This window comes from Desulfoferula mesophila, from assembly GCF_037076455.1.
Taxonomy (GTDB): Bacteria; Desulfobacterota; Desulfarculia; order Desulfarculales; family Desulfarculaceae; genus Desulfoferula; species Desulfoferula mesophila.
The window spans coordinates 4,284,741-4,307,912 of record NZ_AP028679.1 but is presented as its reverse complement, the minus strand read 5'-3'; the positions used below and the strand labels follow the sequence as shown (position 1 = coordinate 4,307,912).

The window sequence follows — 23,172 nt, the reverse complement described above, 5'->3', positions numbered from 1 at the left end:
GAGCAACATGGACGAGGGTCTAAAACATCTGATAACTAAAGGCGTAGTCTATGATTTGGGGCAGCCTCTCTATCCTGGCATTCCCCACCACCCCCTGCATCCTCCATTTGGGTATGTAATGGCCCGTCAGCACGGCGATGTGATTTTCAAAGAAGGCGCAAGCTCAGCTAATGACCTTTTCACCTTGGGCGGGCATACCGGTACCCACTTGGATGCCGTAGGTCACATTTCTCAAGACGGAAAATTGTTTGGGGGCGTGGATGCCAAATCTGTGCAGGACTGGCGTTATGGCCTGGGTCAGTGCGGTATAAACGAAACCGCGCCCATTGTGGCTAGGGCGGTGCTGTTCGACGTCCCTGGCTGGAAGAGGGTTGATGTCTTGGATAAGGGCCAGGCCATTTCCGGCGAGGACCTGGAAAAGACTCTGGGCTGGGAGGGCCAGGAAATTAAACAGGGAGACGTGGCCTTGATCCGGACAGGTTGGGGCAAGTACTGGGATGATCCCGAATCCTTTAACAGCCACGAAGGCACACCAGGCATCAATCTTGACGCAGCCCAGTTCCTTGTGGAAAAGGGGGTGCGCTTTGTGGCAGCGGACACCACCGCCTGCGAGGTAGTTCCATCACAGACGATGGAAGTGCACTCCTTTTTGCTGGCTCAAAATGGGGTGCAGATCATGGAAATGCTCAATTTGGAGGTTTTGGCCAAAGAAAAGGCTTATGCTTCATTTTTCGTGGCAATCCCTTTGCCCATTTCGGGAGCTTCCGGCTCACCAATCCGGCCCATAGCAATAGTGTAGATGATGCTTTTGCCCAAGAAGCGAGGCGGCCACGGGCCGCTCTTTAGCCAAAAGCACTAACGTAGTAAAGGGGTGGTCATGAAAATTTCTAAAGTCAACGCTTACGCCCTAAGTTTGCCACTAGTAGCGGACAAACTTCCTCTGCCAACCTTGAAAGCCATCACCCCGGTGATCGTGGAGGTGGCTACCGAGGAAGGTATGGTGGGATACGGTGAGGCCTACGGATTTTCCTGTGCCCCGGTGGTGGCTAAGGCTGTGGAGAATCTGCTCCAACCGGTTTTACTGGGTCGGGACCCCACGCAGATTCAAAAAATCTGGCAGGATTTGTACCGGGTAACCTTCAATTATGGCCGCATGGGCATCGTTATAGCGGCCATGGCCGGGGTGGAGATCGCCCTATGGGACTTGGCAGGCAAGGCCAGCGGTACGCCAGTTTACCAAATGCTGGGAGGCAGGGCTCACCAACGCCTCCAGGCCTATGCCAGCCCCTTGCGCTATGGCGATTCCGCGACTGCCGTGGAGGCCTGCCAGGCCATGAAGCTGATGGGCTTCACCGCCATGAAACCCCATGAGATTGAATTGGACACAGTTGCTCGGATCCGCGCCGCGGTCGGCGAGGACGTGGATATCATGCTGGATGTCAATGGCCCCTGGAGCGTACGAGAGGCGGTGTACATGGGTCGCCACCTGGAGGAACTCAATCTTTACTGGCTAGAGGAGCCGGTGTGGCCAGGAGATGACTACCAGGGTCTGGCCGAAGTGAGGGCCTCCATCGACATCCCCCTGGCCGCCGGAGAGAATGAGTACACAGCGCGGGGATTCATGGGGCTCATCGACAATCAAGCTGTGGATATATTGCAGCCCAGCGTTTTCAAGATTGGCGGCCTCTGGCAGGCAAAACAGGTCTTCACTCTTGGGCGGACCTTCGGCTTTCAGGTAGCGCCGCACTGCTGGTCCCTGGGTCCGGCTATGGCTGCTTCCCTGCAATTGTGTTTCAGCGAACAGGACTGCCAGTGGGTGGAAACTTGCATGGAGACTCCAGTGGAAAGCCCTCTGCTGGAGCCCCTGCATCCTCGAGAAGGTTGGTGGTATCTGGAGGACAAACCCGGTCTGGGCATTGAAATCAACAAGGATACAATAGCCAAGTACTTGTTGGCAGACCAAGAGGTGAAGCCTTCTTTTTGGCTAGATTAGACGGTTCGGGGTGAGAGAGCAATGAAGATCACCAAAATCAATCCGGTCATGGTGGAGATTCCCTTGGCCAAGCCCCTGGCCACGGCTATTCATCATATCAAGTCAGTATGCGCCGTAACTTTGAGCATGGAAACCGACGCTGGACTGGTAGGCGAGGCTTACATGTTCACCCTAGGGCCATCCAAGCTGAAGGTCATCTCGGCTATGCTCCTAAGCCTGGGTGAAGTAATAGAAGGGGAGGATCCATGCCTCACCGAGCGCATCTGGGACAAACTGTGGCGTAATATCAACTTTTTTGGCCACAAGGGCATAAGCATCTTTGCGTTGTCGGTCCTCGACATGGCCTGCTGGGACCTCAAAGGCAAGTCCTTGGAAGCGCCCGTCTACAAACTGCTGGGGGGCCATCGCCAGCAAGTACCGGTGTATGCCAGCGGGGGGCTATGGCTTTCCCAAGACATCGACGAGTTGCAAGAAGAAGCGGCGGATTTCGTGCGGCAGGGTTTTAGGGCTATGAAGATGCGCATCGGTAGCCACACTATAGAACAAGACTATGCGAGAGTGCGGGCGTTGCGTCAGGCTATTGACCCGGAGATCGTGTTGATGGTGGATGCCAACCAAGGGCTGAGTGTTGATCACGCCATCCGCCTGGGCCGTCGTCTGGAGGAGTTCGATTTGTTCTGGTTCGAAGAGCCCGTACCGGTCTATGATCAGGAAGGCTGCGCCCGAGTGAAGGCGGCCCTGCCCGGCCTTAAAATAGCCAGCGGCGAGACAGAATATACTCTTTATGGCTTCAAGGATCTGCTGGAATATAAAGCGGTCGACGTGCTGATGCCCGACCTGGCCCGAGTGGGAGGCGTCACGGAGTTCGTAAAGGTAGCCCATCTGGCCCAGGCCCACCAAGTGCCCATCTCCCCCCATATCTTTTCCGAGCAGAGCCTGCAGGTGATGGGGGCCTTGCCCAACACGATTTACCTAGAGCATATCCCCTGGTTTTCTTGTCTTTTCCAAGAGACCATAACAATCCGGGACGGATTGGCCGAGGTGCCCTCCAGGCCGGGTATGGGCTTTACATTTGACCATCAAGCCTTGGCTAAGTATCGACTTGACTGAACGGTGCGTGTTCAGTTTGGACGAACAAAGCAAAGAAATGTATCTGGCTGAGACTGACGATTTGGCCCGTTTTGATGAGGTGCGGGCGCTGGCAGGCTGGCAGGTGCTAATCTGCATTTTGGCCATGAATGGTTCGGACTGGCTCGGGCTGGGGTCTTTTACCGGCTATTAGGCTAAATTAGGGACGGGCTCACGGCGTCCGCGGCATATAATTACCTGTTATTATATAATAATTTGTTAAGTGCCAGCCTCAGGTCTCAAGCAGCCCATTCAACCAGCGCGGAAGCAAAAATTGATAAATAGCCCTTCTTCCGCCCGGAAAGACCCGGGCCGTAAACTTTTTTTGGGCTGGGTCATGGTGGGCCTGGCCTTCACCAACATGGTGGTGGTATTCGGAATTTGGTATTCCTTTTCCGTCTTTTTCCTGGCCCTGGTTCAGGACTTTGGCTGGAGCCGGGCCGTGGCGGCGAGCATTTTCTCCATCTTCATTTTCTGCCAATCGATGACCGGGCCATTGGCCGGCCGGCTCATGGACACCATAGGCCCCCGCCTGACCATCCCCCTGGGAAGCTTGATTCTCAGCGGCTCGCTAGTGTGGGTCAGCCAAGTGGACAGTCTCAACCAATTCCGCTTAGCCTACGGCGTGGCCGCCAGTTTAGGAGTCGGGCTGATGGGCTTCAGCGCCCATGCGGCTTGGCTACCCCGCTGGTTCGAGCGGCAGAGGGGCCTTTCCCTGGGCATAGCCACCTCGGGCATCGGGGTGGGCGTTCTGCTACTGGTGCCAGCATCGGAGTTCATCATCTCCCAATACGGATGGCGTGTGGCTTACCTGGTTCTGGCGGGCTTGGTCCTGGGCATACTGCTGCCCCTTAATCTGATCTTCGCCCGCCGCGCGCCGGGCGACATGGGCCTGGAGCCAGACGGGGGGCAAAAGCTGAGCAAAACTGGCCTGGCCAGCCCAGCCACCATGATCGTCATGGACGAGGCCTGGGTGGGTAAGAAATGGAGGCTCAAGGAAGCGGTGCGCACCAGCCGATTTTGGTTTCTCACTGCGGCCATCGGCTTCGGCAGCTTTTGCTACCAGGGGGTATTCATGCACGCGGTGGCCGGCATGGTCGACCGGGGTTTAGAAATGAGTATGGCTGCCATGTTCCTGGGCACTATGGGCATCATGGGCTCCATGGGCAAGATCAGCTTTGGCTTCATCTCCGATCGCATGGGGCGGGAGTTGGCCAACACCCTTGCCGCGGTGGTGGCCACCTTGGGCGTGTTCTTCATCGTCATCCTCACCCCCAACGCCCTCATCCTGGCCTTGCTGTTTGCGGTGCTTTTCGGCTTCGGCTACGGTGCGGCCGCTCCCCTGTTCCCCGCAGTGGTGGCTGACCTGTTCATCGGCCGCTCCTTTGGCACCATTGTGACCGTGATTTTCCTGGGTTCCAGCGTGGGCGGCGCCCTGGGCCCCCTGCTCATGGGCCTGCTTCGGGACATCACCGGCCAGTACAATACCTCCTTTGAGGTGGCCCTGGCCATGCTCTGGATTTCCTGCCTGCTGATTTGGCTGGCCGCGCCGCGGAAGGTTCGCAAGATCGCACGGGGCAAACAGGGCGCGGATCCCGGCCCGACCAAGCAGAACGCCGGCTCATGACCGGATCCTTCAAAGCGAATTGGCTGTAAGCCCCGAAGGCTAACCGCCGGTTTTTTCGACCGGTCTTGTGAACCTGGTGGGCTTATCCCCCACCAAATAACAACTTGTCAGTTCATTGACATGGGGCACCTTGTTGACCTGCCTCCTTAAAGCAGTCCAGATTTTAAGTCAGGATTTTGGGCCACTATGCTAAAAATCAAGGCAATTGCGAGTTTGGTTGTGAATGGCGGAGTAAGTGCGGGACAGTTGGCGGTCTAAAACCGTGACACTTGTTTTAGAGATATAGTCCTGTTGTTCATGCTGTCAATCATGATCTTGCCTTAGTTGGTTTTGGGCTTTGCCTGGGATCGTCTTTTGGCTTGGCGGAGCCGGTAGCTTTCTCCATTGGCCTCGATGATGTGGCACCTATGGGTCAGTCTGTCCAGCAGTGCACCGGTGAGTCTTTCGGAGCCGAAGACCTCCGTCCATTGCTGGAAAGGGAGATTGGTGGTGATCATGAGGCTTTGTTGTTCATATGCCCTACCCACCACCTCGAATAGCATTTGAGCGCCTATCTTGGAGAAGGGCACATAGCCCAGTTCATCGATGACCAGCAGGTGTAGGCGCTGGAGCTGTTTCTGCAGGCGTTGCAGACGTCTTTCCTCGCGGCATTCCATGAGCTCTGTGACCAGGGCGGTGGCGCTGTAGAATTTCACCTTGCTTCCCTGGGCGCAGGCCGCAAAGGCCATGGCGCTGGCCAGCTGGGTCTTGCCGGTGCCGGAGTTTCCGATCAGGAGCACGTTTTCCTTTTTGGCGATGTACTCGCCCCTCATCAGCTCCCTGACCAGCTGCTGATTGATGGAGGGCTGTGCCTTGAAATCAAAGGTGTCCATGGTCTTGATCACCGGAAAGGCGGCTTGCTTGATGCGCCTTTCGGCTGCCCGCTTCTCGCGGTCCAGAAGCTCCCGCTCGGTCAGGCGCAGCAGGTAGGTCATGTAATCGGAGCGGTCTTGGCTGCAGACCTTGGCCATGGCCGCGTATTCCCGGAGAATGGTGGGCAGCTTCAGCTTTTTGAGGTGGTACTCCAAGAGCACGGTGGGTTTGTCCTGGTCCTTCATGACAGCGCCCCTCCCTGCGCGAGGAGGGAGTCATAGACTGTGATATCGGGCCCGGCCACGCTCACTCGGCCCAGGTGCTCACGACCGTCCAGCAGGAAGGTGGCCGCGGGCCCTGATGATGGCGGCTCCAGCAGGTGGACAATGGCCTCCGGGGCATAGGCTCCCGCGTACAATGCCTGCTCCACCGCCCGCTTCAGTCTGGCCATGGAGTGGTCCTCCAGCAAACGTAGGACCTTTATGTATTTACGGGTGCCCTGGCCAGGCATGTCTTCCCCGGCCACCAGCCGCCGCCTCAAGACCTCAAAGCACTCAGACAGATCTAGGTCAGCCAGGGGGCGGGCGTGGTCCAGGGAGCCAGGCTTGCGCTCCAGCAAGGGCAGATAATGCCGGTAGTCGAAAAACACCCCTTCCTTGCCCCAGGATCGGGAGTGGCGGGCCACCACCACGTCATGGTGGCAGAGCACCACCCGATCCACATAGCCCTTGGCCACAATTTCATGGTGGGCACAAGCCACCGGCACCGAGTAGTCATTGTCGTCGAAGCGGACCAGGGACAATGAATTGGCCCGGGTAGGCTGTTTGCGGCAGGCATCGAAGCGGGAGGGAGGCAGGGGGACAAAGGCTGTCTGGTCTTCCTGCAAAACCTCGGCCTTGCTACCGCCCTTGCCACGCAAACGGCGCTTCATGTCGTCGCGGCACTGCCTTAAAAGCATGGCATTGAGCTCGGCCAGGTCCTTCACCTGGGGCACTGGCACCAAAAAATTCTGCCGGGCGTACTTGACCACCCCTTCCACCACGCCCTTCTCGTTTGGACGCCGCACCCGACAAAAATGCTCCCGAAAAAGGTAATGGCTCTGCAGCTTGAGAAAACCATCGGTCAGCTTGCGCTCATGAGGCCCTATGATCTTGGAAACCAGGACCTTGCTATTGTCGTAACTGATCCGGTGGGGCACCCCACCGAAAAACTCGAACGCCCTGGCATGCCCTTCCCAGTAGCTCTCGCTGCACTCCTTGTCGAAGGCCGCCACGAAAAAGGCATCGGAGTACGGCAAGGCCATGATAAAAAGCGCTATCTTGCGAAGCTCCCCGGAAACCTTGGCCAGGGCATAGCCAAAGTCCACCTGCGCCTCGCCGGGACGATGGACCAGGGGCATGTACACCTCCTGGCTCACGCGCTTGATTGCGCGCACCGCCTCCTTTACCTGGGTGTACTTGCCCTGATAACCCGCCTCCTTGATGCGGTGATATATGCGCGTGGCCGTGTGCCTTTGCTTCTTGGGAACCTTTTTGTCCTCTTTTATGATCCGGGCGATCAACTCAAGGTAGGGGCCAAGCTTGGGCTTGGCTCGGGGGGTGCTGAGCCGGTATCCGGGAGGCTCGGGAAAATTCTGAATCTTTTGCAGGGTATCCCAATGGATGCCCTCTCTACGCATTAACTCGCGCTTGCTCGCCTGGCCATCGCGCAACTCAAGTCTGATCCGGGCCCATTGATCCATGTCCGTGTACACCCCTTCCGCTCCTCCAGAGAGTCCTGGCCTGGAAGCCACCATGGCCTCCATCGCACCAAAACACCTGAAGAAAACTGAATCAATGTGTCACGGTTTTCAACCGCCACTAAAATCGTCTCGCTTTTGGACCGCCATTTACAGATTCCGGTGCAGGACACCATGATTCGTTCGCTCAAGGCGGATCATCTTTCCTTCATGAAGTTCGGTGATGGCTTCATTTCATCGATTGCCATGAGCTTCCTGATCACCACCCCTGGCGGTGTTTCGATCTATGCCATGGGCGATTCAGCCATCTTCATGGACCTGCAGCTTTTTGGGCAGCTCTACCGGCCGCAGGTCGGCTTGATACCTGTGGGCGGGTTCCCAGGATACTTCACTGAGATGTCCCCTCGGGAAGCGGCCCTGGTCGCCGACTGGCTGGGAGTTGGACTCGCTGTGCCGATCCACTATGTGGACAATCCGGAGAATGGGGAGATTTTCCGTCAGATATGCCGACAAACGGCGCCTCAAGTAAAGGTCCAGATCCTAGAGCCGGGTCAAGACCTTGTCTTGGAGCCCCGCCCCGAGATTGAACCGGGGTGCCCGGACAATGAATCAGAATGATGCCTACGGATTAATCTGAAGGAGATGTTTATATCATGCGCGAAGTAGTTATAACCAGCGCGGTGCGCACCCCGGTGGGCTCCTTCCTGGGCGGGCTCTCCAGCCTGAGCGCCACTCAGCTGGGGGTGGTGGTGATCAATGAGGCCATCGCCCGGGCGGGCATCGAAGCAGCGGCGGTGGACGAGTGCATCATGGGCTGCGTGCTGCCCGCCGGCCTGGGCCAGAACCCGGCCCGCCAGGCGGTGCTCATGGCCGGCCTGCCCCATGACGTGGGCTGCATCACGGTGAACAAGGTCTGCGGCTCGGGGCTCAAGGCGGTGATGCTGGCGGCCCAGGCGGTGGCCTGCGGCGATGCCGAGGTGGTGGTGGCCGGGGGCATGGAGAGCATGTCCAATGCGCCCTACCTGCTGCCCAAGGCCCGCAGCGGTTATCGCATGGGCGACGACAAGGTGATCGACTCCATGGTGCACGACGGCCTGTGGGACCATCTCAACGACTTCCACATGGGCATGAGCGCCGAGTACTGCGCCGAGAAGTACGGGGTGGGCCGGATCGATCAGGACCTGTTCGCCTTCGAGTCCTACGAGAAAAGCCTCAAGGCGGCCGACGAGGGCCGCTTCGAAGCCCAGATCGTGCCGGTGGAGATTGCCCAGCGCAAGGGCGAGCCCAAGGTGGTCAAGCGGGACGAGGGGCTCATGGCCCCGGACCTGGACAAGCTGGGTTCGCTCAGACCGGTGTTCAAAAAAGACGGCACGGTGACCGCCGGCAACGCCTCCAGCCTAAACGACGGGGCGGCGGCAATGGTGGTGATGAGCGCGGAGCGGGCCCGGGACCTGGGCTGCGCGCCGATGGTCAAGGTGGGGGCCCAGGGCGCGGCGGGCATCGAGCCCAGTTACGTCTTGGCGGCGCCCATCTACTCCATCCCCAAGGTGGCGGCCAAGCAGGGCATCGACCCGAAGGACATCGATTTGATGGAGGTCAACGAGGCTTTCGCCTCCAGCTCCCTGGCGGTGCAGAGGGAGCTGGGATTGGACCCGGCCAAGATAAACATTTATGGCGGGGCGCTTTCCATAGGACACCCAATAGGGGCTTCTGGAGCCCGAGTCTTGACCACCTTGATCTACGCCATGAAGGACACCGGTGTGGCCACGGGCATGGCTAGTCTGTGCTTGGGCGGCGGGGAAGCGGTAAGTCTCATCATGGAAAATCTGTAGCGCGCAAGACATGGCAAGGAGCAACACTCATGGGAATAAAGAAAATTGGCGTCATCGGTTCTGGTCAGATGGGTAACGGCATCGCCCAGGTGGCGGCCGCTGCGGACCTCAATGTGATCATGAGCGACATCAAGGAAGAATTCTGTCAGAGGGGCATGGACACCATCAGTGGCAGCCTGGCCCGCCTGGTCAAAAAAGAAAAAATCACCGCCGAGGACCAGCAAGCCATCCTGGATCGCATCAAGACCACCGTCGATCTGGAGGACATGGCCCAGGCCGACATCGTGGTGGAAGCTGCCACCGAGAACGTGGGCCTCAAACTGAACATTTTCCGTCAGTTGGACGAAATCTGCCCCGAGGGCGTGATACTGGCCAGCAACACCAGCTCCATCAGCATCACCAAGATCGCCGGCGTGACCGGGCGCCCCGAACTGGTCATCGGCATGCATTTCATGAACCCGGTGCCCATGATGAAACTGGTGGAGGTGATTAGCGGCCTGGCCACCAGCGACGAAACCTTTGATACAGTCATGGAGCTGGCTAAGGCCCTGGGCAAGGTGCCGGTGCCGGCCAACGACTATCCCGGCTTCGTGGCCAACCGCATCCTCATGCCCATGATCAATGAGGCCATCTACTGCGTAGTGGAGGGGGTGGGCACGCCCGAGGACATTGACCAGATCATGAAGCTGGGCATGGCCCACCCCATGGGCCCCCTGACCCTGGCCGACCTCATCGGCCTGGATACCTGCTTGGCCATCATGGAGGTGTTGCACAAGGAGCTGGGCGACGGCAAATACCGTCCCTGCCCCTTGCTCAGGAAGTATGTGGACCAAGGCTGGTTGGGTCGTAAGTCTGGACGCGGCTTTTACCAATATTAAACAAAGGTGGAAACTTATCAGGGATTGTGGTCGCTCGGCTAGGCCCCATTGTCCTTAGGATTGTTTGCGGTCCAGAATGCATATATGCCCCTCCGGATCAAAACATTTGTTACAGGCAAGACAGCGGGGCTTGTGGGTGGGGTCTTCACGCCATTTGTTAACCAGGTCCGGTTCACTTATTATGGTGCGGCTCAAGGAGAAATAGGATATTGCCGTGTCATCCAATATATTCTGCAACATTAGCGCATCGCGATTACCACCAACCAAAATTACCGGAGCCGACACCTTTTGGGCCACCTCGGCAGCGTAAGGACAATAGTAGCACTGCTGCTCAGGTTTTAATATGTGGGGTTTTATGAAGAAGGTCTCAGGGTCTTTGGTTCGCATCCCGCCACTTATCTCGATGCCACTGATCCCCGCCTGATCCAGTAAACGGCATGCCTCCAGACTATCGGTTGCGGTGAGCCCACCTGGTATAAAGTCTTCGCAGTTGATTTTAATTAGCACCGGGTAATTTTCGCCCAACTCCTGGCGTATGCCAGCTAATATTTCCAGGTGAATGCGGCAGCGGTTTTGCACTGAACCGCCGTAGTCGTCTTCGCGGCGGTTGAATACAGGGGAAAGGAATTGGCTTAGCAAATAGCCGTGGGAACTGTGCAGTTGCACGCAATCAAAACCCGCCCGCTGGGCCCTGCCAGCGGCCAGGGCAAACGCTTCCACCAACGCGGCTATGTCCTCATGGCTCATGGCTTGGGGTGTCACGCCGGTAAGGGGGTGGGTTACCGCCGATGGCCCCCAGATCAGCCGGCCCTCGGGCCGGTAGTTGGTAAGGGAGCCGCCATATACCATCTGCAGCCCTATGACTGCGCCCCGCTCATGTACCTCGTCGGTCATACCCCGAAGACCGGGTACACAGGCATCATCATGGATTCCCATCATGCCTGGATTGGGCTGCTCCTGGGCGGTTACAAAGGCATAGCCGGGAAAGATAAGGGCCACGCCACCCTCTGCTATGCGTAAAAGCGTTTGCTCCAGGCGAGGGGTGAGGTGGCCCCTTTCATCGGCCATGCGTTCCCAGGTGGCGGAGCGAACCAGTCGGTTGCGTAGCTTCATTCCGGCTAAGTTGGTAGTTTCAAATAAGGATGACACGCGTTTCACCATTGCTTATGTTTGTACTATATTTTTTACTATAGCTAAGTGAGGTGCTTCTCTGGGTTTCATTTTTGTGAGGACTCAGACCTCGCTGCACATTGATCATGTCGATTGTAGCTTTTCTCTGAGCACTTCGTAAGGCGTTTTTCCTTTCAATGATCTATGGGGGCGGCAGTAGTTGTAGAAGTCTTCCCACTCGACCAGTTTCCGGTTCAAGTCCACGTCATCAGTGAAACTCATCAGTTGGTAAAATGTTTGGTGTCAGAGCCTCTGAGACAGATTTGAGGTGTTAGCTAATGGATACTCCTGGGTAGAATCGGCACCCAAAGGAGTGAGCCATGAGCCAGAGTGAAGCAGTTGAAGGGAAGGTCCGGGAGATCAGGCGGAAGACCCGTAGGAAGTACTCGGCCGAGGAGAAGATCCGCATCGTCTTGGAGGGTCTGCGGGGCGAGGAGAGCATCGCCGAGCTCTGCCGCCGGGAGGGGATAGCCCCAAATTTGTACTACAGCTGGAGCAAGGAGTTTCTGGAGGCGGGCAAGCGGCGGATGATGGGCGACACTATGAGAATCACGACTTCGCTTGAGAATATGGGAAAGTGGATGTTTCCAAGCAAGGGAGGCCGTGGGATGATTCAGGCACAGATGGTGGACGTATTGCTTAATAATTTATGGGTGCGATTGCAACTCTAAGTCATCGGGCTATAAATTCATTGACGGGAGTCGGCTAAACCTTTTAATAATTTCCACCCAACTAAAATCATAAGAGCTTTTATAAGGTACTATGGGGAGCTTGCAGAAAGTATTTCTCGATGGGAATTATTTGGCGAAAGAATTGAATGAAAGCGATGCCAAGCCCAACTGAGGAACCGGCTCCCGGCGGCAGCCTCCGCGCCAACCAGGTGATCGCCGCCTCGGTCGGGCACATGGTGCACGACATCTTTACCGCCTTTTTGCCCCCCCTGCTCCCCCTGATCATTGCCGAATTTTCCCTGAGCATGTTCCAGGCCGGGGTGCTCAACGTCTTCGCGGTGCTGGCCTTCTACTTCAACCCCCTGCTGGGCATGCTGGTGGACCGAGTGAACCTGCGCCTGCTTTTCGTGGCCGCGCCCGGACTGGTGGCGATGTGCATGAGCCTCATAGGCGCGGCCCCGTCCTATTGGGCGGTATGCCTGCTCTTGCTGTTCACCGGCATCGGATCGGCGGCCTACCACACCATAGGGCCGGTGTTCATTACCCGGTCCGCGGGCAGCCAGCTGGGCCGGGGCATGAGCTTTTTCATGGTGGGCGGCGAGTCGGCCCGCACCCTTGGGCCCCTGGCTGCGGTTGGCGCCCTGACCTGGCTGGGCTTCGGCCATATGTGGCCCCTCATGACATTGGGATTAGCCTGCTCGCTGTATCTGTGGTCAGTGTTCCGCCGCGCCTCCACCGTGGGGGCCACCGGACGTGACCCCGAGTCGCTGGTTAAGGTGTGGCGGGCCCTGAAGGGCCTCCTACTGCCCCTGCTGGGCCTAGTGGCCTGCCGCAGCTTCGTGCTGTGGACCCTGATGATCTATTTGCCGGTGTATCTAGTGGGGCGGGGTTACAGTGTGGCCCTGGGCGGCACTGGCCTGGCCGTACTGGAGCTGGCCGGAGTGGGGGGCGCCTTCTTGGGCGGCTGGCTTTCCGACCGGGTCGGCCGTCGTCCGGTACTGGTGGCCGTAATGCTGGTGGCCCCCCTGGCCATGCTGGCTTTCAACTACAGCTCCGGCTGGCTGCTCTGGCCGCTGCTGGCCGTGCTGGGTCTTAGCGTCTTTGCCTCCAATCCGGTGATCTTGGCCCTGGTGCAGGACCACTCCGCCGGGCGGAGGGGGGCGGCAAACGGCTTGTACATGGGCATGGCCTTCGCCACCTCCTCGGGAGTGCTGGTGCTGGTGGGGTGGCTAGTGGACATGCTGGGCTTTCAGACCGCCTTTGCCATCGCTGCCTGCCTTGGCCTCATCGGTACGCCCTTCGCCCTGCGCCTGCCCCTGAGTACGCCGAGCGAGTAAAGCTCGAGCCCCGGGGGAGCCGTGATTAGCATTGTGGTCACCAAACCACCCCAAGTTAGCGAGGTGTTTTACACTTGCAGTTGCAAAACGACGACCACGCGGTCAAATGAATGTAGTCGGCTATACCTTTGAATAATCCCCACCCAACCAAAATCATAAGAGTATTTACAAGGTAAGCTGGGGACCCTGCGGAGAGCATCTTTCTGTGGGTATCATGGGAGAATTCCTTGACCAGAATCGATGGTCCCATCCGGCGAAGGGTTGGGGTAGAGGTTCCTGCAGAAAAGCTGTCTGTAGCGGCTTGCATGCGTTGGTAGGGAGGGCAATCCGAAAAAGAGTGCTATAATTAAATTAAATATCAAGAGAGGCGCGAGGGAACTGGCCCTATGACCGCTCGGCAACCTGCACCCGCAAGGTGCCAAAGCCAGCCCGAGAGGGAACGATGAGGTCATGATGACAAAGGGGAGGCCTCCTCCTTGAGGGGGCATTTTTTTGGCCTGCCGCCCAGTGGCGGAGCCGGTGAGCGATTTGAACGGCAGCTTGCAGCTCACCTTAAACAAATCTAGCTAAAGCGCCAGAGTCGAGCCCCGCGCCGTTCTGGTGTGGGGCTTTGGCTTTTGGCAGGAAGGAAACCGTCATGGTCACCAAGCCTAGAAAGAGCCTTGTACTGCCCGAAAGACCCAAGGGATTCATCTGCCACAGAGCGGGCGAGGAGAACCTACCCCCAGAACTGGTGGCAACAGAGATACCAGAAGAAGCCCAATTCTTGGCCGGGGTGTTCTGGTCCTGGTCTCCAGCGCATTGCCTAGTGGATCGCTTTTTCCTTTCTTCCAATGAGCAAGGCAGCCACTGGTTGCTCTGGTTGCAATGGGCGAACGCGGACTGGGAGTGGAAAACGGAGTTGTACGCCTTCGGGCCCAAGAGAGATGTGCCTCCAGAAACCGCCGCGCTCTATCTCCTCGTTGATGCGTTCACCTATGACAATCGAAAGGAAAGGCTTACTAACGCTTTCCACGAAATAGACGAAGTTGGCCTCCTTAAGGTCCCCCAACTCGAAGCCATCGCCAGGATCGCGTGGCCCGATGATGAGCGATACCAGGAACCCGAGCCCGAGATGGTTCCTGTTCCAGAGGCCAAGACTACTCGAAAGAATGGGGAACTGATCCGCAAGGGGAAGCGCTTATTCGCAGTAGAAGCCTTGCCGACCGATCCAATCTACACTCGTAGCGTTCAGGTTGGTGGTTTTATCAAGACTGATTCCTTTACGCATAATCAACCAACCCTCAAGGAAAGAGGCTTCACTATAAGGGAACTCCCACCGGACGATCCAATCTACACTCAGGGCTTTCAAGTCGGCGGATGGATTACGAGCGACTCCTTTCCGAATACCAAACGCTGGGAGGACATGACGGAAGCGGAGCGGCAGGTTTACGCGGATCGGGGTCACCAGCAAGTCATGGAAACGCTGCACCGCGAGTTACTGGAATTATTTCCCCACCATGTTAGGAAGGAAACGTCATCCTCCGACGACGAATAACCAAAGGGAAGAGAACAAATGCAAGAACAAGAGACCACGATACAGTTCTGGGCGGCATTCTCGTACATATTCCCGAAAACCGGCATGACCCAATCGGAATTCGCCCGGAGGGCAGGCATGGCTCAATCGACAATAAACGAGATGCTTAACCGGAAGAAGGGCCGCAAGCTGGATACTCAAGCTACAGTTGCTAGGGCTCTTGGACTATCCATGTTGGAGCTACTCACCATTGGGGATAAGGTCATCAGGGGAGAGTCGCCAGAGGTGAATCTGGACAACATTGCTCCAGACATCGCAGCGCTAGATGACAATCTCACCCCGTGGGAGAAGCAAGTCCTCATGGATGTCCTGCGGGCGCTGCGAGCTAAGGAAAAACAAGAAAACTTGGCTGATTTTTAGGCAGACGAAAAGCTGACACATTCGCCCCCTCGTCGATGCCGCTTTTTGGGTCGGCGAGGGGGTTTTTATGGGGTAAATGCTGTACATCGTCAAAGCGTTTGAGAGAAGAATGAGTTTTTAATTTCAAGTTCTGCCTCAGGGCCTTAAAAAACAACTCGATTTCCCGACGGTCTTTGTGACTGGTGGAAATGGTGGAGGCAGCCAGTTTGTGGTGTTTGGTCAAGAGTACGATTTATCTATTGCCGACTGGGTCCCGCACCACTACCCATGGAGGGCTCTTTGCTTCAGACGATCAGTCTTGTTTGGAATCGATTTTGAACAAAAGGTACTCAAAAACCCAAACAAATAAAAATCCAATCACTAGGCTGAAATGCAACACAATAACCAGCAGCACAAGTGCAACGATGCCCGCGACTATAAAAAAAAGAAGTTTAACGGCTTCTCGTTTATCTTCCGAATGTGCTATTTTTTTGATAACCCACCAGATACCCCACCCGGCCATAATAAACAAGGCTATGCTGGATACTAGGTCTTCATGTTTATCAATGAGAAATATTAACCCGAGTAGAGCAATACCATAACAAACACACAATATGGTTGTTCCTAAACGGCCCATTTCTTATCCGATTTTCAGTTACTACATGCGCTCCTGTGAGGAAACTGACTTCGCGTCACGCTGATTAGCATGATTGTAACTTTTCCCTGAGTAGGTTGTAAGGGCTTTTTCTTTTTCATACACAATTGGGCAAGCGAATCCAAAATCCTTAATTGTTGAATTTTCACGGAACCGGACAAATGGGAGAGAGGGTGGCTATGGATGCGATCCTGGACTTGGCAGCCTTGAGTCTAGCGGCGAATATCGAGCGCCTAGATATGAGACGGCCCATAATCCCGAACTGCTACGTACTGAAATTTTGGCAGACTTGGTTTTATCTGGATGGAGAAGGACTTGGTGAATTCGCTCCGCCCAACCGGCTGAATTTTAGGTTGACGAGAAGTTGACGGATTCCCTCCCTCGTCGACTCCAATTATGGCTTCGGCGAGGGGGTTTTTGCTGGCGGCTAGTCCCGGCACAATTGGGGCACATTCGGGGGATAGGGTTAAATACTCTAGTTCTATGCACCCGGTGTGTTGCCCCATGGCTAGTTGAGATAAATGCCTTAAATTATATATAAAAAAGTCTTTTGGGGGGCTGACAAAAAGCAGACAGATAGATGCAAGTGGAAATTGTTGTGCCCCCCTCTCAACGTCCCTCAAGCCTGGTCGTCCTAGGGGTCTGGGTTGGCTGGAAGTAGGCTCTGCGGACCGAGGTGTCAACCCCCGACAAAAGGCCTTTTTGAATGAGATTCAGCCTGTACGTCGTCAAAGCGTTTGGGACAAGAATTGGTTTTTGCTAAAGGATACATTCCCTGTAGACCTTTGGTCTGATCACCTCTTCGTTTAGGGGCCTCAGCCCCAGGTTTTGGCCCATGCCTAGATCATTGGCACGCGTCATAAGGTTTGGCAGACGGGTGGTCAAGTCCAGCAGACTGTATTGAGTGTGGGTGTACAGATGGACGTCAGTGCCTACTAATAGCTGACTGATTCGCCCCCTTGTCGATACCACTTTTCGGGTCGGCGAGGAGTTTTTTATGGGGGAAATGCGTAGGAACGATCCTGGCAAATATAAAGCACTTGAAGGGATTATGGAGAGAAATAAGGGAGGCCGTCAAGGCTAAAAAGACTTGATATAATTGCACTTAACGTCTATATGCCTGTTTTGAGTTTTAGAGACGATCTTTATAGTGTCTTGTCCCTTCATAACCCGGAAGGCAGTAAAGGGGTAGAATATTGTCAAACGACTAAAAGGAGACCGCTATGAAGAAATCTCTAGGCCCCAAAACGCTCTTATGCCCAACACCAGTGGTCCTGGTGGGTACTTATGACCAAGAAGGCAAACCAAACCTTATGACCGCAGCTTGGGCCGGTATCTGCTGTTCCAAACCCGTCTGTGTAAATGTCAGCCTTCGTGCGGCCACCTACAGCCATAGGCAGATAGTCAACAATCAGGCATTCACGCTCAACGTACCCACCGCCTCCCAGGCCAAGGAGGCTGATTTCATTGGAATGGCCAGCGGTCGCGATCGGGACAAGTTTGCTGAGCTGGGCTGGACTGCCGTCAAAAGCGAACTTGTCAATGCTCCTATGGTGGCCGAGGCTCCTCTCAGCCTGGAATGTAAGGTTGTGGTGACCAACGAGTTGGGTCTGCACACCCAGTTCGTTGGCCAAGTACTTGATGTGAAGCTCGATGAAGCGTGTTTGGACGAAAAGGGCATGATCGATCTGGTCAAGTTTGAACCTTTGGCTTACCTGCCCGAGTATCGGCAATATCTAGGATTGAGCCGCGTGTTGGGTGCGGCCCATGACCTAGGTAAGGACCTCCTGGCCAAAAAGAGGGGTTAAACAGCCTCTGTGACCGATGAAGTACCTCGAACGGCATTTTGGCTTGTAAATGGCGGTCCAAAAGCGAGACGATTTTAGTGGCGGTTGAAAACCGTGACACATTGATTCAGTTTTCTTCAGGTGTTTTGGTGCGATGGAGGCCATGGTGGCTTCCAGGCCAGGACTCTCTGGAGGAGCGGAAGGGGTGTACACGGACATGGATCAATGGGCCCGGATCAGACTTGAGTGCGCGATGGCCAGGCGAGCAAGCGCGAGTTAATGCGTAGAGAGGGCATCCATTGGGATACCCTGCAAAAGATTCAGAATTTTCCCGAGCCTCCCGGATACCGGCTCAGCACCCCCCGAGCCAAGCCCAAGCTTGGCCCCTACCTTGAGTTGATCGCCCGGATCATAAAAGAGGACAAAAAGGTTCCCAAGAAGCAAAGGCACACGGCCACGCGCATATATCACCGCATCAAGGAGGCGGGTTATCAGGGCAAGTACACCCAGGTAAAGGAGGCGGTGCGCGCAATCAAGCGCGTGAGCCAGGAGGTGTACATGCCCCTGGTCCATCGTCCCGGCGAGGCGCAGGTGGACTTTGGCTATGCCCTGGCCAAGGTTTCCGGGGAGCTTCGCAAGATAGCGCTTTTTATCATGGCCTTGCCGTACTCCGATGCCTTTTTCGTGGCGGCCTTCGACAAGGAGTGCAGCGAGAGCTACTGGGAAGGGCATGCCAGGGCGTTCGAGTTTTTCGGTGGGGTGCCCCACCGGATCAGTTACGACAATAGCAAGGTCCTGGTTTCCAAGATCATAGGGCCTCATGAGCGCAAGCTGACCGATGGTTTTCTCAAGCTGCAGAGCCATTACCTTTTTCGGGAGCATTTTTGTCGGGTGCGGCGTCCAAACGAGAAGGGCGTGGTGGAAGGGGTGGTCAAGTACGCCCGGCAGAATTTTTTGGTGCCAGTGCCCCAGGTGAAGGACCTGGCCGAGCTCAATGCCATGCTTTTAAGGCAGTGCCGCGACGACATGAAGCGCCGTTTGCGTGGCAAGGGCGGTAGCAAGGCCGAGGTTTTGCAGGAAGACCAGACAGCCTTTGTCCCCCTGCCTCCCTCCCGCTTCGATGCCTGCCGCAAACAGCCTACCCGGGCCAATTCATTGTCCCTGGTCCGCTTCGACGACAATGACTACTCGGTGCCGGTGGCTTGTGCCCACCATGAAATTGTGGCCAAGGGCTATGTGGATCGGGTGGTGCTCTGCCACCATGACGTGGTGGTGGCCCGCCACTCCCGATCCTGGGGCAAGGAAGGGGTGTTTTTCGACTACCGGCATTATCTGCCCTTGCTGGAGCGCAAGCCTGGCTCCCTGGACCACGCCCGCCCCCTGGCTGACCTAGATCTGTCTGAGTGCTTTGAGGTCTTGAGGCGGCGGCTGGTGGCCGGGGAAGACATGCCTGGCCAGGGCACCCGTAAATACATAAAGGTCCTACGTTTGCTGGAGGACCACTCCATGGCCAGACTGAAGCGGGCGGTGGAGCAGGCATTGTACGCGGGAGCCTATGCCCCGGAGGCCATTGTCCACCTGCTGGAGCCGCCATCATCAGGGCCCGCGGCCACCTTCCTGCTGGACGGTCGTGAGCACCTGGGCCGAGTGAGCGTGGCCGGGCCCGATATCACAGTCTATGACTCCCTCCTCGCGCAGGGAGGGGCGCTGTCATGAAGGACCAGGACAAACCCACCGTGCTCTTGGAGTACCACCTCAAAAAGCTGAAGCTGCCCACCATTCTCCGGGAATACGCGGCCATGGCCAAGGTCTGCAGCCAAGACCGCTCCGATTACATGACCTACCTGCTGCGCCTGACCGAGCGGGAGCTTCTGGACCGCGAGAAGCGGGCAGCCGAAAGGCGCATCAAGCAAGCCGCCTTTCCGGTGATCAAGACCATGGACACCTTTGATTTCAAGGCACAGCCCTCCATCAATCAGCAGCTGGTCAGGGAGCTGATGAGGGGCGAGTACATCGCCAAAAAGGAAAACGTGCTCCTGATCGGAAACTCCGGCACCGGCAAGACCCACCTGGCCAGCGCCATGGCCTTTGCGGCCTGCGCCCAGGGAAGCAAGGTGAAATTCTACAGCGCCACCGCCCTGGTCACAGAGCTCATGGAATGCCGCGAGGAAAGACGTCTGCAACGCCTGCAGAAACAGCTCCAGCGCCTACACCTGCTGGTCATCGATGAACTGGGCTATGTGCCCTTCTCCAAGATAGGCGCTCAAATGCTATTCGAGGTGGTGGGTAGGGCATATGAACAACAAAGCCTCATGATCACCACCAATCTCCCTTTCCAGCAATGGACGGAGGTCTTCGGCTCCGAAAGACTCACCGGTGCACTGCTGGACAGACTGACCCATAGGTGCCACATCATCGAGGCCAATGGAGAAAGCTACCGGCTCCGCCAAGCCAAAAGACGATCCCAGGCAAAGCCCAAAACCAACTAAGGCAAGATCATGATTGACAGCATGAACAACAGGACTATATCTCTAAAACAAGTGTCACGGTTTTAGACCGCCAACTGTCCCGCACTTACTCCGCCATTCACATATCGCTCGATCTTGCCCTGAGTCATGGGGTGGTAGGGCTTGCCCCTGGTGTGTCTGATGCCATGCTGGTCCAGGTACTGCTTCAGGTCCCCGGCCAGGTAGCAGGGCCCGTTGTCCGATAGCAGCCGCGGCCGGTGCCGGACCTTGACCCCGGTAATCCCGGTCTTGGTGATGGCCAAGTCCAGAGTGTTCTTCACGTCCTCCGCCGACATGGTGCTGGTCAGAAGCCAGGCGATGATATAGCGGCTGTAGTCATCCAGGATCGTGGACAGGTAGTACCAGCCCCAGCCGATGATCTTGAAATAGGTGAAGTCGGTCTGCCAAAGCTGGTGCACCCGTTTGGTCTTGTGCCTATACTCATCGGCGGCCGTGAGCACGATATAGGCCGGACTGGCCACCAGGTCATAGTCCCTCAAGATGCGATAGACGCTGGACTCGCTGATGAAGGCCCCCTGGCTGTCGGTGATGTGCCAGGCCAGCTCTCGGGGGGTGAGCTCAGGCATCTGCTTGGCCTCTGAAACAATATGCTTCTTCTCGCTCTCAGGGATCTTGTTCCAGAATCTCCTGGCATGGGGAGGCTGGCTGGCCAGGCCATCGTAGCCATAATCCAGATATCGTCGATACCAGCGGTAGAAGGAGCTGCGCGGCACGTCCATCTCGCGCAGCGTCTGCTTCACCGGCAGGGACGACCCCTCCACCAGCCGGATGATCTCCATCTTCTCAGCTTGGCTGAAGCGCATCACTGATCCAGATCTTCGCCCGTGCCAGCCAAGCTTTTTTTAAGCACCACGTTCTTCAGGGACAGATCAGCCACCAGTTCCTTGAGCTGGCTGTTTTCCAGACGCAAGGACCGCACCTCGCCGCTGGTGGCCTGACGCTTGGTGTCGCCCATCAGGCGCCGCTTGCCAGCCTCCAGAAACTCCTTGCTCCAGCTGTAGTAGAGATTGGGGGCTATGCCCTCTCGGCGACAGAGTTCGGCGATGCTCTCCTCGCCCCTAAGACCCTCCAAGACGATCCGGATCTTCTCCTCCGCCGAGTACTTCCTTCGGGTTTTACGCCTGATCTCCCGGACCTTGTCTTCCACTGCTTCACTCTGGCTCATGGCTCACTCCTTTGGGTGCCGATTCTACCCAGGAGTCTCCATTAGCTAAAACCTCAAATCTGTCTCAGGGGCTCTGACACCAAACAGTGGCCTGATCAATTACCTGATCCTCAGCCTCCTCTATTTCGACTTCGGGGGCGTCTTCCAAGTCCTCCATATCCTCGGCGTCCAGCATTGGCCCAGTGACGGCAAAGACTGGCGTCACCTGGCCTCCTCGTTGCAGCACCTCAAGCTCGCGCAGCCTGCTTTCCAGGCGCTCCCGCCGCCTGCGTAGCGATTGATAAATCGCCTCTGGAGATGATGCCAGGCGCCGCTGTAGCACGGTGAGCGCGAAACCGACCGTCCCCGCGCGCTTATCATTTTCCAAGGCTTCGGCGCGATTAAATTCCTCGCGTACATACTCCGTGACGATCTTATATAGGTGAGCTTCCAACTCCGAGAGCTTGTAGGGCACGGTCTTGGCAATGCGCTCGGGGAATAACCGCGTCCCGTCAAATTTAAGCAGGCTCTCCTTAACCATTCGGCGCATCAAATCGGAAACATCGGCTACGTGGACCCCATCGCGGAATCTTCCCTCAAAGCGGTCACCGTCCACCAAGGCCATGAATAGCTGGAAGTCCGTCTCTTTGCCGTTATGAGGCGTAGCGGTCATCAAAAGGAAGTGGCGCGTGAGGGTGGAGAGGAGCTGCCCAAGCTTGTAGCGCTTGGTGTATTTCACCTCACCGCCGAAGAACGTCGCGGACATTTTGTGGGCCTCATCGCATACGACAAGGTCCCATCGACAATCCGGGGCCTGAAGCTTCTGCTGCACATCTTCGTTGCGCGAAAGCTTGTCAAGCCGGGCGATGACCAGGTTCGTCTCCAGGAACCAGTTGCCCGTGCGCGCGGCCTCCAGCTTGTTATTGGTCAGAATCTCAAAAGGCAGTTGGAAGCGGCGATAAAGTTCGTCTTGCCATTGCTCCGCCAAACTCCCCGGACAGACGATCAGGCAGCGTTGTAAATCACCCCGCGCGATCAACTCCCTGATCAGCAGGCCGGCCATAATGGTCTTACCGGCACCGGGGTCATCGGCGAGAAGGAAGCGCAGGGGCTGCCTTGGCAGCATCACCTCATAGACCGCTGTTATCTGATGCGGTAGGGGGTCAACCACCGAGGTGTGAACCGCGAGGACTGGATCAAACAGGTGCGCGAGGTTAATACGCTGGGCCTCGGAAACAAGGCGGAAAAGTGCCCCATCGCCATCGAAACTCCAAGGCCGCCCTTGCTCCACGATCTCCAGGCGTGCCTCGTCATGCCGATAGAGCAGTTCGTTTGCCACCTTGCCGGTAGGTGTTTTATAGGTAAGCTCCAGGGCCTCAGAGCCGTACCACTGGACGCTTACCACGGTGACCAAACTGTCGGGCACTATCCCCCGGAGAGTCGCGCTGGGTTTGAGGTCCTCAAGACGGAGCATGGCAATCCTTCCGTCAAAATCTCGCCAGTCAGCACACCTGGGTGTGATGTTTATTTTTGAATTGGAGGATACTTTTTAAAAACGACTCAACTATAGGCCACTAGTGGTCACATGGTCAATGAAGCGAACGCAACCATGAAATTATGCCCTTCAAAATATTCCCAAAATATTCATATGGTTCCTATAGGGCACATTCAATTTCTAAATGCAGCCTATTGCCTATGCCCTGCTTTAGACGCAAAAAAAGATAGGCTAAGCCCAAAGACATAAGCAATCAATATATTTGATGTTGATGGGCAGAGTTGAACCGCAGAACTGGGACCTGTAGCCCCCCTCGCCCAAAAGTGGGTGTTACACCAGGAAGGTCAATGGTGACCTGCCCCCCGAATCCTGATCCACGAGTTTGAGTTAGGATTTAGGTACAATCGCGGTCTGTAGAGAGG

At 56.4% G+C, this 23,172-nt stretch carries 18 protein-coding genes, 4 pseudogenes and 2 riboswitches; of the genes and pseudogenes, 15 read left to right on the top strand and 7 right to left on the bottom strand.

What is annotated here, in order from left to right:
* Window positions 1-7: 7 nt before the first annotated feature.
* The 5 genes from AACH32_RS19965 (at window position 8) to AACH32_RS19945 (ending at window position 4,748) form a co-directional block, all read left to right on the top strand.
* Window positions 8-799 (top strand): cyclase family protein, encoded by a 792-nt coding sequence (locus tag AACH32_RS19965; RefSeq protein ID WP_338606678.1) that lies wholly within the window; start codon window positions 8-10, stop codon window positions 797-799.
* Window positions 800-877: 78 nt separating this feature from the next.
* Window positions 878-1,993, top strand: coding sequence for a mandelate racemase/muconate lactonizing enzyme family protein (locus tag AACH32_RS19960; RefSeq protein ID WP_338603565.1), 1,116 nt, complete (start codon window positions 878-880; stop codon window positions 1,991-1,993).
* Window positions 1,994-2,014: 21 nt separating this feature from the next.
* Window positions 2,015-3,103, top strand: a complete 1,089-nt coding sequence (locus AACH32_RS19955; RefSeq protein WP_338603562.1) for a mandelate racemase/muconate lactonizing enzyme family protein — start codon at window positions 2,015-2,017, stop codon at window positions 3,101-3,103.
* 16 nt (window positions 3,104-3,119) lie between these two features.
* Window positions 3,120-3,275 carry a hypothetical protein gene (locus AACH32_RS19950; RefSeq protein WP_338603560.1) on the top strand — a complete coding sequence of 52 codons (156 nt, stop codon included), beginning with the start codon at window positions 3,120-3,122 and terminating at the stop codon, window positions 3,273-3,275.
* 183 nt (window positions 3,276-3,458) lie between these two features.
* The gene (locus AACH32_RS19945) at window positions 3,459-4,748 is read left to right on the top strand and encodes an MFS transporter (protein ID WP_338603557.1); all 1,290 of its coding nucleotides are present in this window, start codon (window positions 3,459-3,461) and stop codon (window positions 4,746-4,748) included.
* A gap of 320 nt (window positions 4,749-5,068) precedes the next feature.
* Here the strand turns inward: AACH32_RS19945 and istB (AACH32_RS19940) are convergent, their stop codons facing one another.
* Window positions 5,069-5,845: an IS21-like element helper ATPase IstB gene (gene istB, locus AACH32_RS19940; protein WP_338599592.1), complete on the bottom strand. Its 777-nt coding sequence runs from the start codon at window positions 5,843-5,845 to the stop codon at window positions 5,069-5,071.
* Window positions 5,842-7,341 carry an IS21 family transposase gene (gene istA / locus AACH32_RS19935; RefSeq protein ID WP_338599205.1) on the bottom strand — a complete coding sequence of 500 codons (1,500 nt, stop codon included), beginning with the start codon at window positions 7,339-7,341 and terminating at the stop codon, window positions 5,842-5,844. The genes istB (AACH32_RS19940) and istA (AACH32_RS19935) overlap by 4 nt, the downstream gene beginning before the upstream one ends.
* A 96-nt stretch (window positions 7,342-7,437) precedes the next feature.
* On the opposite strand from istA (AACH32_RS19935), the gene AACH32_RS19930 reads away from it, so the two are divergent.
* The 3 genes from AACH32_RS19930 to AACH32_RS19920 are packed head-to-tail and all read left to right on the top strand — an operon-like array spanning window position 7,438 to window position 10,048.
* Window positions 7,438-7,956, top strand: a complete 519-nt coding sequence (locus tag AACH32_RS19930; protein WP_338603554.1) for a hypothetical protein — start codon at window positions 7,438-7,440, stop codon at window positions 7,954-7,956.
* 35 nt (window positions 7,957-7,991) lie between these two features.
* Window positions 7,992-9,170 (top strand): thiolase family protein, encoded by a 1,179-nt coding sequence (locus tag AACH32_RS19925; RefSeq protein WP_338603551.1) that lies wholly within the window; start codon window positions 7,992-7,994, stop codon window positions 9,168-9,170.
* A 29-nt stretch (window positions 9,171-9,199) separates the two neighbouring features.
* The gene (locus AACH32_RS19920) at window positions 9,200-10,048 is read left to right on the top strand and encodes a 3-hydroxybutyryl-CoA dehydrogenase (RefSeq protein ID WP_338603548.1); all 849 of its coding nucleotides are present in this window, start codon (window positions 9,200-9,202) and stop codon (window positions 10,046-10,048) included.
* A 54-nt stretch (window positions 10,049-10,102) separates the two neighbouring features.
* On the opposite strand, the gene AACH32_RS19915 is transcribed toward AACH32_RS19920, so the two are convergent.
* Together AACH32_RS19915 and AACH32_RS19910 are read right to left on the bottom strand one after the other, a co-directional pair.
* The gene (locus AACH32_RS19915; protein ID WP_338603545.1) at window positions 10,103-11,197 is read right to left on the bottom strand and encodes an NADH:flavin oxidoreductase; all 1,095 of its coding nucleotides are present in this window, start codon (window positions 11,195-11,197) and stop codon (window positions 10,103-10,105) included.
* A gap of 105 nt (window positions 11,198-11,302) precedes the next feature.
* A pseudogene (locus AACH32_RS19910) lies at window positions 11,303-11,458 on the bottom strand (integrase core domain-containing protein); the annotation flags it as partial.
* Window positions 11,459-11,538: 80 nt separating this feature from the next.
* Between AACH32_RS19910 and AACH32_RS19905 the strand changes: the two are divergent.
* The 4 genes and pseudogenes from AACH32_RS19905 to AACH32_RS19890 form a co-directional block, all read left to right on the top strand.
* A pseudogene (locus AACH32_RS19905) lies at window positions 11,539-11,784 on the top strand (transposase); the annotation flags it as partial.
* Between the two features lie 251 nt (window positions 11,785-12,035).
* Complete coding sequence (locus AACH32_RS19900) at window positions 12,036-13,226, top strand: MFS transporter (RefSeq protein WP_338603542.1); 1,191 nt, start codon at window positions 12,036-12,038, stop codon at window positions 13,224-13,226.
* Window positions 13,227-13,578: 352 nt separating this feature from the next.
* Window positions 13,579-13,675: riboswitch (SAM riboswitch) on the top strand.
* Window positions 13,676-13,735: 60 nt separating this feature from the next.
* Window positions 13,736-13,816: riboswitch (SAM riboswitch) on the top strand.
* A gap of 47 nt (window positions 13,817-13,863) precedes the next feature.
* Complete coding sequence (locus AACH32_RS19895) at window positions 13,864-14,763, top strand: hypothetical protein (protein ID WP_338603539.1); 900 nt, start codon at window positions 13,864-13,866, stop codon at window positions 14,761-14,763.
* Between the two features lie 18 nt (window positions 14,764-14,781).
* Window positions 14,782-15,162, top strand: a complete 381-nt coding sequence (locus AACH32_RS19890) for a helix-turn-helix domain-containing protein (RefSeq protein ID WP_338603536.1) — start codon at window positions 14,782-14,784, stop codon at window positions 15,160-15,162.
* A 292-nt stretch (window positions 15,163-15,454) separates the two neighbouring features.
* On the opposite strand, the gene AACH32_RS19885 is transcribed toward AACH32_RS19890, so the two are convergent.
* Window positions 15,455-15,778 (bottom strand): hypothetical protein, encoded by a 324-nt coding sequence (locus tag AACH32_RS19885; RefSeq protein ID WP_338603533.1) that lies wholly within the window; start codon window positions 15,776-15,778, stop codon window positions 15,455-15,457.
* A gap of 1,241 nt (window positions 15,779-17,019) precedes the next feature.
* Between AACH32_RS19885 and AACH32_RS19880 the strand changes: the two genes are divergently transcribed.
* The 3 genes from AACH32_RS19880 (at window position 17,020) to istB (AACH32_RS19870) (ending at window position 20,072) form a co-directional block, all read left to right on the top strand.
* Window positions 17,020-17,604 (top strand): flavin reductase family protein, encoded by a 585-nt coding sequence (locus AACH32_RS19880; protein WP_338603530.1) that lies wholly within the window; start codon window positions 17,020-17,022, stop codon window positions 17,602-17,604.
* Window positions 17,605-17,829: 225 nt separating this feature from the next.
* Window positions 17,830-19,299 carry an IS21 family transposase gene (gene istA, locus AACH32_RS19875; RefSeq protein ID WP_338598786.1) on the top strand — a complete coding sequence of 490 codons (1,470 nt, stop codon included), beginning with the start codon at window positions 17,830-17,832 and terminating at the stop codon, window positions 19,297-19,299.
* Window positions 19,296-20,072, top strand: coding sequence for an IS21-like element helper ATPase IstB (gene istB, locus AACH32_RS19870; protein ID WP_338598784.1), 777 nt, complete (start codon window positions 19,296-19,298; stop codon window positions 20,070-20,072). Before istA (AACH32_RS19875) ends, istB (AACH32_RS19870) begins: the two co-directional genes overlap by 4 nt.
* A gap of 101 nt (window positions 20,073-20,173) precedes the next feature.
* On the opposite strand, the pseudogene AACH32_RS19865 reads toward istB (AACH32_RS19870), so the two are convergent.
* Together AACH32_RS19865 and AACH32_RS19860 are read right to left on the bottom strand one after the other, a co-directional pair.
* Window positions 20,174-21,276: pseudogene (locus tag AACH32_RS19865) on the bottom strand (IS3 family transposase); the annotation flags it as partial.
* Between the two features lie 85 nt (window positions 21,277-21,361).
* Window positions 21,362-22,729 (bottom strand): annotated as a pseudogene (locus AACH32_RS19860) (DEAD/DEAH box helicase); the annotation flags it as partial.
* Window positions 22,730-23,172: the final 443 nt, after the last annotated feature.